Here is a 13,962-nt window from a genome sequence, read left to right on the forward strand (position 1 = left end):
CTCTGTAGGAAGGACGGATGATGAAGGCCACTTCTTTCAAATCCCGCGTGACTCGTACCCTGATGATGGGCTTGTGCCTCATGGCGGCTCCCGCCGTGCAGGCCAGCGGCATCAAGGTGCTGGAGCCGCGGCTGTCCACCGTGAAGCCCACCAGCCCCGAGCTCGCCCCGGAGACGCCGGTGCAGCGACTGGTGGTGAAGTTCCAGGAGGGCACCCGGGTGCGCATGCGCGGCGGAATGATCCGGGCGATGGGCTCCGAGCGCAGCCGGGGCGAGCACCAGCGAATGATGCGCCACGGCCTCTCCGAGAACCGGCTCCAGTCGGACGTGGAGATCGCCCTCAAGCTGATGATGCGCGCCCCGCGCATGGGCCCGCCGCAGCGGCTCTTCCGCCAGGACGAGCTCACGCTGTCGGAGCGCAAGCACCTCGCCGAGGAGCTCAGTGGCAGGGAGATGGCGGACCTGGATTTGTACTTCGAGGTGCCGCTGCGGCCCGGAACGCTCGCCGGTGAGGTGAACGAGCTGGTGATGCAGCTCAACGCGATCCAGAGCGTGGAGATCGCCTACGCCGAGGCGGCCACCGAGCCGGTCGTGTTCGGCATCGCCACGGATGGCGAGGTGCCGGCCGCCCCGGTGACGTACGAGAGCCAGCAGGGCTACCTGGACCCGGCGCCGTACGGCATCGACGCGCGCTACGCCTGGACGGTGCCGGGGGGCACGGGCACGGGCGTGAAGATCGTCGACGTGGAGGGCGCCTGGAACGGCTCGCACGAGGATCTGCCGCCCTTCTTTCACGAGGGGGGCATCCAGTACACCAGCACGGCCTGGCGCAACCACGGCACCGCGGTGATGGGAATCATGGTGGGCCAGGCCAACGGCTACGGCATCACCGGAATCGCCCACGGGGCCCAGGTGGGACGCGAGGGCATCGCCAACCAGAGCATCGCCAGCGCCATCACCCGCGCGGCGCTCGCCGCGGGCCCGGGCGGAGTCGTGCTGTTGCAGCTGCAGGCCCCGGGGCCTCGCACCAACAAGAACTGCGTCTGCAACGTGAGCCAGTGCAACGAAATCCCCCTGGAGTACTGGCAGGCCAACTTCGACGCCATCGCCCAGGCCACCGCCAACGGCGTGCACGTGGTGGAGGCCGCCGGTAACGGCAGCGTGAACCTGGACGCGCCGGAGTACCACGGCGCCTTCGATCGCGCGGTGCGTGACTCGGGCGCCATCCTCGTGGGCGCCAGCAGCGCCACCTCCCGCGCCCCCATGTGCTGGAGCAACCACGGCAGCCGCGTGGACGTGCACGGCTGGGGCGAGAACGTCGTGACGCTCGGCTACGGCGACCTGGCCTCCACCAGCGAGAACAGGTGGTACACGGCCAGCTTCAGCGGCACCTCCAGCGCCGCCCCCATGGTGGTGGGCACGGTGGCCAACCTCCAGGGCATCGCCAACGCCGCCGGCAAGGGCCCCATCGACCCGCGCGCCCTGCGCGAGTTGCTGCGCGCCACCGGCACGCCACAGGCCACCAGCACGAAGCAGATCGGCCCGCTGCCGAACCTGCGCGTCGCCGTTCCCCAGCTGCTCGCGAGGTGAGCGCTCCCGTGCCTCGTGGCGCCCGCTCGGGCCCCGGGGCGCGGACACCCGGTGCCAGAGCCCTGGGTTCTCCCGGGCTCCGGTCCTACGCCGAGAGCGCTTCCTCCTCGCCGTAGATGAGCCAGCGCCGCGCCGACTGGTCATCGGTGAAGCGGCGGAGGATCTTGTCCGTCCCGCTCTCGCGCGCCACGCGGTTGAGCTGCAGCACGGCCAGCTGGCTCTCCACCATCTCGGCCACGCGCTGCACGCCGTTGTGGATGCCGAACTGCTGCACGTCCCGGAGCGCCTCCGCCACCTGGGGCGCGGAGGGACGGAAGGTGCGCATGTCCGCCTTGATCTTGATATTCCGCCCGGCGAGGCCGAGCGTGGCCGCCTTCAATTCCTCGACGAACTTCGACATCTCGTCCGGCCGGATGAGGCCGTCCAGGACGAGATCGATGATCGCATGCTGCTTGTCGACATCGACTCTGTACACGACCACTCTCCTTCCGTGTGGGGGAACACGGTACGGGGGTTAAAGGGGAGATGGAGAGGGACGAGCCTAACACCGCCCTCCCTCGAAACGAGCCCTACCACTCAGGGTGTCAGGAAGTCAGCCTCTTTCCAGGACGGAGAGTAACAACTCCAATCCGCGCGCCGTCGCGGCCCGTCGGATCGCCGTCCGATCACCCGCGAAGAGGTGACGCTCGTGAAACACCGCGCCAGCGCGCCTGGCCACGGCCAGGTGGACGAGTCCCACGGGCCTGGCCGCCGAGCCACCGGAAGGGCCGGCGATGCCCGTCTCACCGAGCGCCAGGTCCGCATGGGAGCGAGCCAGCGCCCCCTCGGCGAGGGCACGCGCCACCGCCTCGCTGACCGCCCCATGGGCCACCATCAGCTCCACCGGCACGCCGAGCTGCTCCGTCTTGGCCTCGTTCGAGTAGGGGGCGAAGCCACGCTCCACCACGGCCGAGGCGCCGGGGATGTCCGTGAGGCACGCGCACACGAGTCCCGCCGTGCTGGCCTCGGCCAGGGCCAGCCGCAGGCCCGCGCGCCGGCAGGCCTCCAACACGCGGCGCGCCCGCTCCTCCAGCTCTGGGCCCGTCACACTCTGGCGTCCAGGGTGGCGCAGATGACGGGGACCAGCATCTCCTCCCGGTGGCCCACGCCCACGTAGCCGGGACCCTGGCGGATGTGCACCGTGGGGTGCGGGAAGGACCAGGAGCCCTCGAGCAGCCGGGCCGGCGCCGGGGAGAAGCCCGCGTTGCACAGCCGCCCCAACCACGTCTCCACCCGCTCGTGCCGCTCGTAGCGCTGAGAGTCGTCCACCACGCCGAGGATGTCCTCCAGCTCGCGGCCGAAGAAGAGCTTGATGCCATTGCGCTCGCGCGCGGGCAGGCCCAGCTCGTCCACCACGTCGAAGTTGTGGGAGAAGTGATTCCAGACGTTGTGGAAGCGCTGGGACAGCACGTCGGTGACGTGGTCCGAGTTCGGCTCGCACAGCACCACGGCGGCGGGCGCCACCTCGTCGCGCAGCCGGTGGAAGATGTCCTGCCGGTCCACGCCCGCGGCGATGTGGTGCAGGGCGAAGGCCGAGTGCACCACGCGAGGCCCGGGACAGTCGCGCAGCAGGCCCCAATCGTTCGCGTCGAGCGCCTCGATGACCTTGGGGATACCCCGGAAGCGCAGGTCGATGCCGAGCTCCCGGGCCGTCTCCAGCAGGCTCGTCTCCGCCCGCCGCAGGCTGTCCGTGTCGGGTTCCACGCCCACCACGGTGAGCCGCCGGGGGGCCGTGCCGCTCTCCTTCAGCGTCCGCAGCAGCGCCACCTCCTGCCGCCCCGTGCCCAGGCCCACGTCCAGCAACGTGGCCTCCTCATGGCCCGAGAGCAGGCGGCTCAGCAGATCATTGGCGATCTTCCCGGCCAGTCCCACCATCGGCAGCCGCTCGGCCACCAGGTTGAAGAGGGCGATCTGCGGCAGCTCGTAGCGCCGCAGGTAGAGGTTCATCTGCTGCGCCTCTCCGACTCCCAACCTCCGCGCCAACGCCGTGGCGAAGAGGAAGTACTGCATGTCCTCATCCACCGTGTCGACGTCCAACATCCGTGTGAGCGCCGCCAACGAGCGCCGGGCCGCGGATGCCTGTCCTCCCTGGAGCTCCTCCAACGCCCGCAACAACCATGCGAATTTTTCCGAACGCACTTCGCCACCTCCAGAGCCCCTCCAGGAGCAATCAGGATTATCCCTGCTCTCCCTGGAGTTCGTCCATCCCGGTCAATTTCCGGCGTCGCTGTCTTCCCGGAAAACCGTTGAAGTGCAAGAGGTACGATTGGACCCGGGCGGGTCAACGGCGACGACGTCCCCCCACGGCGATGAGCACGAGGCCACCGGCCACGCACCCACCGCCGATGAGGAGATCGCGCTGGGTGCGCTCGGTGTAGCGCCCGGTGAGCTTCTCCATGGCACGCTCCGCGAGGGAGTCGGTGGCGCGGTAGGCGCTCACCAGGAGCATGGTGCCGGCGATGACGAGAACGAATCCCACGATACGGGCGATCCCCACGGCGTTACCTCTCGATGGCGTTGGAATGGGCCGGGACCTCCCGGCGCGGCGCGCAGGTTAATGCGGAACGGGAGCCCCGGGGGTAGCTTCCGCGCGCATGGCGACCACCCTCCTCGAGACCTTCCTCACCCGCGCCCGGCAGGAACCCGGGCGACCCGTCCTGGACTTCGAGCGGCAGCGCTTCACCGCCGGCCAACTCGCCGGCCACGTCGCCGCCTTCGCCAGCGCGCTCCAGCGCCGCGGGGTGAAGCCCGGGGAGCGCGTGGCCCTCTTCCTGGAGAACAGCCCCGCCTTCGTCATCTCCTACCTGGGCACCCAATACGCCGGGGGCGTCGTCGTCCTCGTCAACACCCAGTACCGGCTGGTGGAGCTCGGCCACATCCTCTCCGACGCCGGGGCACGCGTCTGCGTCACCGGAGCCGAGGGCGCCGCCGAGCTCGCGCCCCTGAAGCCACAGCTCCCCTCGCTCGAGTGGCTCGTCGGCGTGGAGCCACCCGGTGCACCCATGCCGTGGCCCGTCGTCGACTTCGACGCGCTCCTCGCCGAGGGCGACGCCTCCGCCTCCCTCCCCCTGCCCCGGGGCGAGCAGCTCGCGGTGCTCGGCTACACCTCCGGCACCACCGGCCGCTCCAAGGGCGCCATGCTGCTGCACCGCAACCTGCTCGCCAACGTGCGCGCCGTCACCGAGGCGTGGCGCTGGACGGAGAACGACAGGCTCCTGCTCACCCTCCCCCTCTTCCACACCCACGGCCTCATGGTGGGCCTCCACGGCACGCTCTACTCCGGAGGCAGCGTGGACCTGCGCCGCCGCTTCGCCGCCCCCGAGGTGCTCGCCGCCCTGCGCGAGGACGCCTCGCTGACGATGTTCTTCGGCGTGCCCACCATGTACGGCCGGCTCGTCGAGGAGGCCCGCCGCACCGGCGTGCGCCCGCGTCCCCTCCGGCTGCTCGTCTCCGGCTCCGCCCCGCTCAGCCCCCAGCTCTTCCACGACGTGGAGGAGACGTTCGGCCAGCGCATCCTCGAGCGCTACGGGATGACGGAGACCCTCATGAACACCACCAACCCCTACGAGGGCGAGCGGCGCCCCGGCACCGTGGGCATGCCCTACCCTGGCCAGGAGGCGCGCGTGGTGGACGTGCGCACCCGCCAGCCGCTGCCGGACGGGGAGACGGGTGAAATCGAGGTCCGGGGCCCCCACGTCTTCGCCGGCTACTGGCAGCGCCCGGACGCCACCGCCGAGTCCTTCGACCCCGAGGGCTGGTTCCGCACCGGGGACCTCGGCATGCGGGACGCCGACGGCTACTTCCAGATTACAGGCCGCGCGCGCGAGCTCATCATCAGCGGCGGCTTCAACGTCTACCCGCGCGAGGTGGAGGAGGTGCTCGCCACGCACCCGGGCGTCGCCGAGGTGGCGGTGCTCGGCCTGCCGGACCCGGACTTCGGCGAGCAGGTGGTGGCCGTCATCGTCCCCCGCGCTCCCTCGCCCGAGGCCCAGGTGCTGGTGGACTTCTGCAAGGACAGGCTCGCCAGCTTCAAGAAGCCCCGCCGCGTCGTCTTCGTGGAGGCCCTGCCCCGCAACGCGCTCGGCAAGGTGCAGAAACACGTACTGCGCGAGCGGCTCCAGTCCGACGCCAACGTCCAGAAACCAACAGTCACCTGAACGTTCGGGCACCTTCCGACACTCGGGGCGGAAAACTCCTCGGGGCCGGGCGGGGGCCGCTAGTGTCCTCGGGGCGAGAGGAGTGGGGAGCGTGAACGAAGCCGAGCTGTCCGAGGAGCCCGTTCGCCGGGTGTCGACCGGATCCCCGGGCCTGGACACCCTCTTGAATGGCGGGTGGATCCACGGTGGCACCTACATGGTCACCGGCGCACCCGGGACGGGGAAGACGATCCTCGGCAACCAGCTGTGCTTCTCGCACGTGGCGGGCGGAGGCCGGGCCGTGTTCGTCACCATGCTGTCCGAGTCCCACGGGCGGATGATGACGCACCTGCACCGCATGGACTTCTTCCAGCGCGACGTCATCGGCCAGTCGCTGCACTACGTGAGCGGCTACGCCACGCTCAAGGCCGAGGGGCTCGACGGGCTGGCGCGGTTGCTCTACCGCTCGGTACGCGAGCACCAGGCGTCGGTGCTGGTGGTGGACGGGCTGCTGGCGGTGCAGGAGAGCGCGGGCTCGGAGCTGAACTTCCGCGAGTTCCTCCACGCGCTGGGGGTGCACAACGCGCTGGCCGGCTGCACCACGCTGGTGCTCACCAACTGGCAGGAGAACGCCGCGGCGCCACAATTCGCCATGGTGGACGGGGTGATGGTCCTGGACATGCAACGCCAGGGGCTCAAGGCGGTGCGCACCGTGGAGGTGACGAAGTTGCGCGGCGAGGCCCAGCTCATCGGCCAGCACACCTTCGAGATCAACGGCGGCGGGATTTGCGTCTACCCGCGCCTGGAGACGCTCTATTCCGAGCAGCCCCGGGAAGTGCCGGCCCCCGAGCGGCGGATGGGCTTCGGCGTACCGCGGCTGGACGGGATGATCGGCGGCGGGCTGCTGACCCACTCCTCCACGATGCTGTTCGGCTCGCCGGGCAGCGGCAAGACGCTGTTGGGGCTGCACTTCCTGGCGAGCGGGGCCCGCCAGGAAGAGCCCGGCCTCTACTACGGCTTCATGGAGTCGAGCCCCCGGCTGCTCACGAAGGCGTCGAACGTGGGCCTGGAGCTCCGTCCGTGGGTGGACTCGGGCTTGCTGGTGGTGGAGACACGCGCGGCGGTGGAAGCGCTCCCGGACGCCCTGGCCCACGAGCTGCTGGCCCTGGTGGATCGCCACAAGGCACGACGGCTCGTCATCGATGGACTGGAGCCGCTCCTCCAGGAGACGCTGGGCCCGCGGCGGACCCCCGGCTTCCTCATCGCCCTCACCAACGCGCTGCGCTCGCGCGGCATCACCTCGCTGATGACCCAGCAGACCCACGTGCACTTCGGACCCCTGCTGGAGGCAAGACTGGAGGGCCTGGAAGCCATCGTCGACAACATCGTGTTCCTCCGGTATGTGGAGCTGCGCTCCCAGCTGTACCGGATGCTGTCCATCTTCAAGATGCGCGAGAGCGATTACGAATCCGCCCTGCGAGAGTTCTCCATCTCGACCCGGGGCATCGACGTGGCCGAGACCTTCGAGAGCGCCGAGGCCATCCTCACCGGCCAGGCCCTGCCGCCGCGGAAGAAGCAGAAGCGCTCGCTGCGCAGGAAAGTGGAACGGCGCATGCCCGCCCGGAGACGGAGCCGCTCATGAGCAAGCTCCTCATCGTGGACGACGAGGTGGCCATCCTGGAGGCCCTCACGGACATCCTCTCGGTGGAGGGGTACGAGGTGGCCACGGCCGCCAACGGGGCCGAGGGGCTCGAGCACACGCGCAAGGACCGGCCGGATCTCATCCTGTTGGACTTGATGATGCCCGTCATGGACGGACAGGAGATGCTGCGCCGGCTCAAGGAGGATCCGGACCTGCGCTCCATCCCCGTGGTGGTGATGAGCGCCGGGCGCGTGTCGAAGTCGGAGCTGCAGGGCAGCCGCTTCCTGGCCAAGCCCTTCGAGCTGGATGACCTGCTGGACACGGTGTCCGCGGAGCTCAACAAGGGGCACTGAGTCCCCCTCTCAGGAGCCCTGGCCGCCCGAGGCCACGCGGAAGAGGTGCGTGCGGTAGTGCGTCAGCTCGGCGATGCTGGCGCGCAGGTCCGCCAGGGCCGTGTGCCCCGACGACGTCTTCTTGAGCGGCACCATGTCCGGGAACCACGCGTTGCCCAGCACCTTCAGGCTCGTCACGTCCACCTGCCGGTAGTGCAGGTACCGGTCGAGCATCGGCATGTACTTCACCAGGAAGCGGCGATCCGTGTGGATGGAGTTGCCACAGAGGATGCCCTCGCCCAGCGAGCAGTGCTGCGCCACCAGCGCCGTGACGTCCTTCTCCGCCATCCGCAGCGACGTCGGCGAGTCGCGCACCTTCTTCAACAGGCCGTTGCGCGTGTGCATCTCCCGCACCACCGGCTCCATCCGACCCAGCACCTCGTCCGGCTGCCAGATGACGCGCTCCATCTCCGCCTTCGGCACCAGGTCCGGACCCGTGATGATGACACCAATCTCGATGATGGCCGACTCGTCGGGGTCCAACCCGGTCATCTCCAGGTCGAGCCAGACGAAACAGGGGGATGCATGGGGGGCGGGCATGAGGCGCTCAGTGTAACCCGGGTTTCCAGAACGGGGACGGATACCCTCACCCCATCCCTCTCCCGGAGGGCGAGGGGGATTGTTCACCGTCGGCCTCCTCATCATCCTCCAGGAAAGTGTTCACGTCGATTTCGGACTCCAGCGTGCGGTGCACCGGACAGCGGTCCGCCATCTGCACCAGCCGCTGCCGCTGCTCCGGGCTCAGCGGCCCCTCCAGCGTCACCACCCGGTCGATGCGGTCCACCTTGCCCTCCTTCGTCTCGCAGTGCCGGCAATCCTCGGCGTGCACCTTCGAGTGGCTCAGCCGCACCGAGACGTGCTCCAGCGGCCAGCCCTTGTTGCGCGCGTACAGGCGCAGCGTCATCGCCGTGCATGCCCCCAGCGCCGCCGCCAGCAGCCCATAGGGCGAGGGGCCCGTGTCCCCCCCACCGAAGGACGTCGGCTCGTCCGCGCGCAGCCGGTGCCGCCCCACCCGGATGTCCTGCGCGAACGGGCCCTCCCCCGCCTCGCGCACCTCCACCACGCCCTGGGCCAGCTCCGGCCCGTCCTCGCGCTGCGCCTCCACCTCCCGGGAGCCCACGTACCGCCCCGCCCACGCCCCCACCATCGCCGCCGCGAAGCGCGCGTCCTCCGGCCGGCTCAACAGGTGGTCCGCTCCCTCCAGTGACAGGATGCTCTTGGGCTGGCGCGCCGCCGCGTAGAGGCGCTGCGCCTCCCCCATCCCCACCACCCCGTCCCCCGGCGCGTGCAGCACCAGCAGGGCCCGGCCCAGCCGGTGCAGCACGTCCTCCATCGGCGACCGGGTGAGCGCCTCCAGGAAGTGCCGGGAGACGCGCATCGACCCCTCACCCAGCCGCACCCGCGCCTCCCCCTGCTCGCCCGCCTGCTTCAGCACCGGCGCCAACAACCCGTGGACCTGGCGCGGCTCGAAGGGCGCCCCGAGCGTCGCCACCGCCCTCGCCTCGGGCACCTCGCCCGCCGCGTGAAGCACCGCCGTGCCGCCCAGGCTGTGGCCGATGAGCAGCCGGGGTGCTTCCCGAGTGGCCCGCAGGTGCGCCACCGCCGCCAGCACGTCCGCGACATCCGAGAAGTCGTGCGTGACGGGAGCATCCGCGCCGGCCTCCGTGAAATCGAAGCGCAGCACCGCCAGCCCATGCCCCGCCAGCGCCTGGCTGATGGCCCTGGCAGGGAAGGAGCCGCCCCCGCACGTGAAGCAATGCGCGAACAGGGCATGGGCCACCGGGCTCCGCGCCGGCAGGTCCAGGTACGCTTCCAGCTTCCGGCCCCGGGCTCCCGGGAAGGTCACTCTTTCGGTACGGGTCTCCATCGGGCGTAGGGGGCGTCAGGGCCTCATCTCGAGCTCCAGCGGCGAACCGAGGAAGCGCGTGAACCAGCCCGCCGCCAGGTCCGCCACCCGCTCCAGTGCGCCCTGCTCGGGGAACAGGTGCGTCGCCCCCGGGATGACCTCCAGCGCCTTGGGCGCACGCAGCCGCTCCAGCGCCTGCTGGTTCAGGTCCAGCACGATGTCATCCGCCCCGCCCACGATGAACAGCGTCGGCGCCAGCACCCGCTCCAACGCGCCTCCCGCCAGGTCCGGCCTCCCGCCCCGGGACACCACCGAGGCGATCGCCTCCGGCCGGTCCGCCGCCGCCACCAGCGCCGCCGCCGCCCCCGTGCTCGAGCCGAAGTAGCCCACCCGCAGCCGGCTCAACTCCGGATGCGCGAACACCCAGTCCGTCACCTCCCCCAAGCGCCTCGCCAGGAAGTCGATGTCGAAGCGCAGCGCCGCCGTCACCTCGTCCTCCGCTTCCTCGTCCTCCGTCAGCAGATCGAAGAGCAGCGTCCCCAACCCCGCCATCCGCAGCGTGTACGCCACGTAGCGGTTGCGAGGGCTGTGCCGGCTGCTCCCACTGCCGTGCGCGAAGATGACCAGCCCCCGCGCTCCCTCCGGTACCGCGAGCGTCCCGCCCAGCCTCGCCTGCCCGGCAATCACCTCGACTTCCCGTTCCACCGCCATGTCGCTCCTCCTCGTGCGCTCAAACCCACCAGTTGTCCCCGGCGTCCATCGCCGCCTCGGGACTCCCCACCTCCCGGCGCGGCCCGCGCACCCGCGCCAGCAACTCCTGCACCTCCTCGTCGGACGTCTGGCTGAAATCGCCGTAGAACTCGCCCACCGCCAGCATGAACTCGGCGGGATGGACGCAGATCAGGTCGTCCACCTCCGCGCGCAGCGAGTCCAGGGACTCCACCGCGCCCACCGGCACCGCGAGGACGATCTTCCGCGGCCGCCGCTCCCTCAGGGCCCGGATGGCGGCCCGTACCGTGCCTCCGGTGGCCACGCCGTCGTCCACCAGGATGACCGTGCGGCCGGCGAGCTCCGGCGCGGGATGCGGACCCCGGAAGCGGGCGACGCGGGCCGTCACCTCCGCCGCCTCCCGCTCGGCCGTCCGCAGCACCTCCGCCTCGGAGAAGCCCAGCGAGCGCATCATCCCCCGGTCCAGGAAGAGCGCCCCGCCCTCGGCCACCGCCCCCAGGCCCAACTCCGGCTGCCTCGGCGCCCCCACCTTGCGCACCACCCACACGTCCAGTGGCGCCCCCAGCGCCCGGGCGACCTCGTAGGCCACGGGAATACCGCCTCGCGGCAGGCCGAGCACCAGGGGCGACTCGGCCCGGTATCCCATCAGCAGGTCCGCCAGTCGCCGGCCCGCGTCCGTCCTGTCTCGAAAGCGCATGGTTCCCCCGGGGTGAAGGTCTTTCGTCTAGGAGAAGCACGGCGCGCGACATTGGCTCCCGACGCCCTGACGAGGGCCCGGCCACCCACTCGGCGCGGGTGCACGAATCCCGCCCCCTGCCCGGCGGGAATGAGGGATGATGCGTGGCACGATGTGGAGGGGAGCATGGACCTGACCGTCTTCAGCGGCACCGCCAACCGCCCATTGGGTGAAGCACTCGCCCGGGCACTCGGACGACCCCTGGGCAGGTGCAACCTCGAGCGCTTCCCGGATGGCGAGCAGCACGTGGAGCTCCTGGAGGACGTGCGGGGGCGCAACGTGTGCCTGATCCAACCCACCGTGCCTCCCGTGGGGGAGAACCTGCTGGAGCTGCTGTTGATGGCGGACGCGTGCTGGCGTGGCGGCGCGACGCGGCTCATGGCGGTGCTGCCCTACTTCGGCTACGCGCGGCAGGATCGGCGGACGGGCTCCGGCGAGGCGCTCGGCGGCAGGCTGGTGGCGGACCTGCTGGAGCGCGGGCACTTCGAGCGCTTGGTGGCGGTGAACCTGCACACGCCCTCACTGGAGGGGTGCTTCGCCATGCCGCTCGAGCACCTCAACGCGGGCACCCTGCTGGCCGAGGCCGTGCGTCCCCACGCGGGCCCGGGCTCGGTGGTGGTGTCTCCGGACCTGGGCGCGGTGAAGCTGGCCGAGCGCTACGCGCGACAACTCGGGCTGCCGCTGGCCATCGTGCACAAGAGCCGGACGAGCGGCTCCGAGGTGAACGTCCGGGGACTGGTGGGCGAGGTGCGCGGGCTGCGGCCCATCATCGTGGACGACCTCATCTCCACCGCGGGCACCATCGCGGCGACGGCGGAAGCGGTGCGGGAGGCGGGCTGCGCCGATGACATCACCGTGGTGGCCACCCACGCACTGCTGGTGGGCCCCGCGGTCGAGCGGCTGAGCAAGGTGCCCGTACGCCGCCTCATCTCCACCGACAGCGTGGTGCCTCGCCAGGGGCTGCCCTTCCACCATGAGGTGGTGGGCCTCGCCCCGCTGCTCGCCGACGCCATCTGCCGCGTCACCGCCAACGCGCCCTGACGGCGGGAGACCTCCCTCCCGGGCGCACTCTTCGCCCACCTGTCCGACTATCGGACAGGTCCGCGCCACTCGCGACCGGAGGGTGCCACTTCGAATGAGCATTGCAAGGCAGCGCGCCAAAGCCCGCCTCACGTTGTGAACCGCTTCACAGCGTTACATCCAACTAATGGTAAATGGGGCCGGGAGTACCGGTCCCGGGTGAGCGGTCTCGGATTCTGTAGCTCCATTCTCATCAAGAGATAGCGACTCCCTGCCGCCGCCCAAACCAATGAAAAGGATGGTGTATGCGCAAATCGGCCTTGTCCGCAGCACTGCTTCTCGCCGTGGGCTGTGGTGAAAGCAAGAGCAGCCTCGAAGCATCCTGGAACGAGCGGGAAGTGGCCCCACAGCAGCAACCCGTTTTTCAATCATCATCCACGGAGTTTGGTGAGGCCATTCCGCTGAGCGTTCTCTGGAAGATCAGACAGGGAAGCAGCGACTACCTGACCACCTCGAGCGCCACGGAACGTGACTCGTTGCCTCTGTCCGGGGCGTACTACTACGTGCCGAAGACCCTCCTCCCTGGCGTCGCCTCTCTCTACCGGCTCCAGAATGGCTCCGAGCACATGGACAGTCCGGCATTTGGCGAAGGCGGATACACAACCGAGGGTGTACTGGGCTATCCGTGGGCGACCCGCCAACCGGGAACCGTTGAAATCATGCGTGCGTACAATCCGGCCAACGGAGATCACGCCCTCACCCTCAACGACCACCTCATCACATTCCCTGGCGAAACCCTGTCCGGCTACCAACTCGAGCCACTCGGGGTCTACGGGTACCCCCGGTTCATCAACACCCACACCTGGATGCTCTCCCTGGCGGCCGGAGCCATCACCGTCACGTCGAATGCCGTAGCCGGGGGCGCCGTCTGGGAATGGCGGCACAACGGCAAGCAGTACATCAACAATCACGACTACGGGAGACTCCTCCAGGCAGCGATCTTCAGCGCCTGCCCTACGACGGAAGACTGCCGGAATCCAACCGAGGCTGGCGACGGCACCGGAGATCCGACTCCCGTCCCCGCCAGGGCGCACGGCTCTCCTGTCGTCGCCTTCGTCAACGAGCCCACCTCACAGTACACCGAGTCCATCCCTCTGGAGTTCGTACCCGGTAGGGTAGGTGGAGGCGCCGACAATCCCATCCTCTACAAGGACGTACGGATCGCCAAGCGGATCACCCCGAACTACAACGGCATGCCGAACGTCGCGCGCTACACGACGTACATCACCGTTCCTCGCGCCGTGTCGCGAGCCACCGTCGAGATTCCAACCGCCTACCTGACAGCGGACCTCGACAACTTCTACACGTACGATGTCGTGCTGGACGAGCAGGGAGCCACCCCTGGGCCCCGGAAGGTCACTCCGCCAGGAGAAACCCTCGAAGGGATGAGCGCTCCGTGCGCGGACAGGCTCCTCCCCGGCCAGACCATCGCCAATGTCCATTTCGAGCCGCTATCGGGCTTCGGTGGGGTGATCATCTCCAACGCGGCGAAGGACAAGGCCATGGGCATCTATGGCGCCAAGCCCGCCCAAGGTGGCTCCGTCTCCGCCTTCGGCATGTGGAGCTTCCTTTGCGATACGAATGACACCAGCACCCTCGGCGGCAGTCCGAACACGACAAAGTTCTCGGCCGTCAATGGCGCTGGACTGGCCGCGGGGCAGAACGTCTATGACACGTGGCTGATCAGCGGCTCCTTCGAGGAGGTCAGGTCCGCCATGCGGAGGCTCTACACGAATGGCATGAAGTAGAGCGCCACCGCGAAGCGCTCGACCG

At 69.7% G+C, this 13,962-nt stretch carries 14 protein-coding genes; 6 read left to right on the forward strand and 8 right to left on the reverse strand.

What is annotated here, in order from left to right; translation table 11 throughout:
• Positions 1-47 precede the first annotated feature (47 nt).
• Positions 48-1,589, forward strand: a complete 1,542-nt coding sequence (locus JQX13_RS09990) for a S8 family peptidase (protein WP_239014659.1) — start codon at positions 48-50, stop codon at positions 1,587-1,589.
• 85 nt (positions 1,590-1,674) lie between these two features.
• On the opposite strand, the gene JQX13_RS09995 is transcribed toward JQX13_RS09990, so the two are convergent.
• The 4 genes from JQX13_RS09995 to JQX13_RS10010 form a co-directional block, all read right to left on the reverse strand.
• Positions 1,675-2,064 carry an STAS/SEC14 domain-containing protein gene (locus JQX13_RS09995; protein WP_203408807.1) on the reverse strand — a complete coding sequence of 130 codons (390 nt, stop codon included), beginning with the start codon at positions 2,062-2,064 and terminating at the stop codon, positions 1,675-1,677.
• Positions 2,065-2,181: 117 nt separating this feature from the next.
• Positions 2,182-2,676, reverse strand: a complete 495-nt coding sequence (locus JQX13_RS10000) for a CinA family protein (RefSeq protein WP_203408808.1) — start codon at positions 2,674-2,676, stop codon at positions 2,182-2,184.
• A complete protein-coding gene (locus tag JQX13_RS10005; RefSeq protein WP_203408809.1) occupies positions 2,673-3,767 on the reverse strand; it encodes a GRAS family protein in 1,095 nt (364 codons plus the stop codon). The genes JQX13_RS10000 and JQX13_RS10005 overlap by 4 nt, the downstream gene beginning before the upstream one ends.
• A gap of 142 nt (positions 3,768-3,909) precedes the next feature.
• Positions 3,910-4,125, reverse strand: a complete 216-nt coding sequence (locus JQX13_RS10010) for a DUF3185 family protein (protein ID WP_203408810.1) — start codon at positions 4,123-4,125, stop codon at positions 3,910-3,912.
• A 97-nt stretch (positions 4,126-4,222) separates the two neighbouring features.
• Here JQX13_RS10010 and JQX13_RS10015 point away from each other — a divergent pair, with 97 nt between their 5' ends.
• The 3 genes from JQX13_RS10015 to JQX13_RS10025 all read left to right on the forward strand — a co-directional run bounded on the left by JQX13_RS10015 (position 4,223) and on the right by JQX13_RS10025 (position 7,759).
• Entirely contained in the window at positions 4,223-5,785 is a 1,563-nt protein-coding gene (locus tag JQX13_RS10015) for an AMP-binding protein (protein WP_203408811.1), read from the forward strand.
• A gap of 91 nt (positions 5,786-5,876) precedes the next feature.
• Positions 5,877-7,406, forward strand: coding sequence for an ATPase domain-containing protein (locus JQX13_RS10020; RefSeq protein ID WP_203408812.1), 1,530 nt, complete (start codon positions 5,877-5,879; stop codon positions 7,404-7,406).
• Positions 7,403-7,759, forward strand: coding sequence for a response regulator (locus JQX13_RS10025; protein WP_203408813.1), 357 nt, complete (start codon positions 7,403-7,405; stop codon positions 7,757-7,759). Before JQX13_RS10020 ends, JQX13_RS10025 begins: the two co-directional genes overlap by 4 nt.
• Positions 7,760-7,768: 9 nt before the next feature.
• Here JQX13_RS10025 and orn read toward each other — a convergent pair whose 3' ends face one another.
• Genes orn through JQX13_RS10045 form a run of 4 tightly spaced genes read right to left on the reverse strand, consistent with a single transcriptional unit; the run spans position 7,769 to position 11,070 of the window.
• Positions 7,769-8,338 (reverse strand): oligoribonuclease, encoded by a 570-nt coding sequence (gene orn / locus JQX13_RS10030; RefSeq protein WP_203408814.1) that lies wholly within the window; start codon positions 8,336-8,338, stop codon positions 7,769-7,771.
• Positions 8,339-8,384: 46 nt separating this feature from the next.
• Positions 8,385-9,644 carry a bifunctional alpha/beta hydrolase/OsmC family protein gene (locus JQX13_RS10035; protein WP_203408815.1) on the reverse strand — a complete coding sequence of 420 codons (1,260 nt, stop codon included), beginning with the start codon at positions 9,642-9,644 and terminating at the stop codon, positions 8,385-8,387.
• A gap of 36 nt (positions 9,645-9,680) precedes the next feature.
• Positions 9,681-10,355, reverse strand: a complete 675-nt coding sequence (locus JQX13_RS10040; protein WP_203408816.1) for a dienelactone hydrolase family protein — start codon at positions 10,353-10,355, stop codon at positions 9,681-9,683.
• 19 nt (positions 10,356-10,374) lie between these two features.
• Positions 10,375-11,070: a phosphoribosyltransferase gene (locus JQX13_RS10045; protein WP_203408817.1), complete on the reverse strand. Its 696-nt coding sequence runs from the start codon at positions 11,068-11,070 to the stop codon at positions 10,375-10,377.
• A gap of 165 nt (positions 11,071-11,235) precedes the next feature.
• Between JQX13_RS10045 and JQX13_RS10050 the strand changes: the two genes are divergently transcribed.
• Together JQX13_RS10050 and JQX13_RS10055 are read left to right on the forward strand one after the other, a co-directional pair.
• Positions 11,236-12,150: a ribose-phosphate diphosphokinase gene (locus JQX13_RS10050; RefSeq protein WP_203408818.1), complete on the forward strand. Its 915-nt coding sequence runs from the start codon at positions 11,236-11,238 to the stop codon at positions 12,148-12,150.
• Between the two features lie 284 nt (positions 12,151-12,434).
• Entirely contained in the window at positions 12,435-13,937 is a 1,503-nt protein-coding gene (locus JQX13_RS10055; RefSeq protein WP_203408819.1) for a hypothetical protein, read from the forward strand.
• Positions 13,938-13,962 lie beyond the last annotated feature (25 nt).

Source organism: Archangium violaceum, assembly GCF_016859125.1.
Classification (GTDB): Bacteria; Myxococcota; Myxococcia; order Myxococcales; family Myxococcaceae; genus Archangium; species Archangium violaceum_A.

Bases quoted from the DNA above. Each gene is read 5' to 3' on its own strand.
- JQX13_RS10050 (WP_203408818.1), top strand. From the start codon at position 11,236: ATGGACCTGACCGTCTTCAGCGGCACCGCCAACCGCCCATTGGGTGAA.
- JQX13_RS10045 (WP_203408817.1), bottom strand. From the start codon at position 11,070: ATGCGCTTTCGAGACAGGACGGACGCGGGCCGGCGACTGGCGGACCTG.
- JQX13_RS10015 (WP_203408811.1), top strand. From the start codon at position 4,223: ATGGCGACCACCCTCCTCGAGACCTTCCTCACCCGCGCCCGGCAGGAA.
- JQX13_RS10055 (WP_203408819.1), top strand. From the start codon at position 12,435: ATGCGCAAATCGGCCTTGTCCGCAGCACTGCTTCTCGCCGTGGGCTGT.
- orn (WP_203408814.1), bottom strand. From the start codon at position 8,338: ATGCCCGCCCCCCATGCATCCCCCTGTTTCGTCTGGCTCGACCTGGAG.
- JQX13_RS10040 (WP_203408816.1), bottom strand. From the start codon at position 10,355: ATGGCGGTGGAACGGGAAGTCGAGGTGATTGCCGGGCAGGCGAGGCTG.
- JQX13_RS10025 (WP_203408813.1), top strand. From the start codon at position 7,403: ATGAGCAAGCTCCTCATCGTGGACGACGAGGTGGCCATCCTGGAGGCC.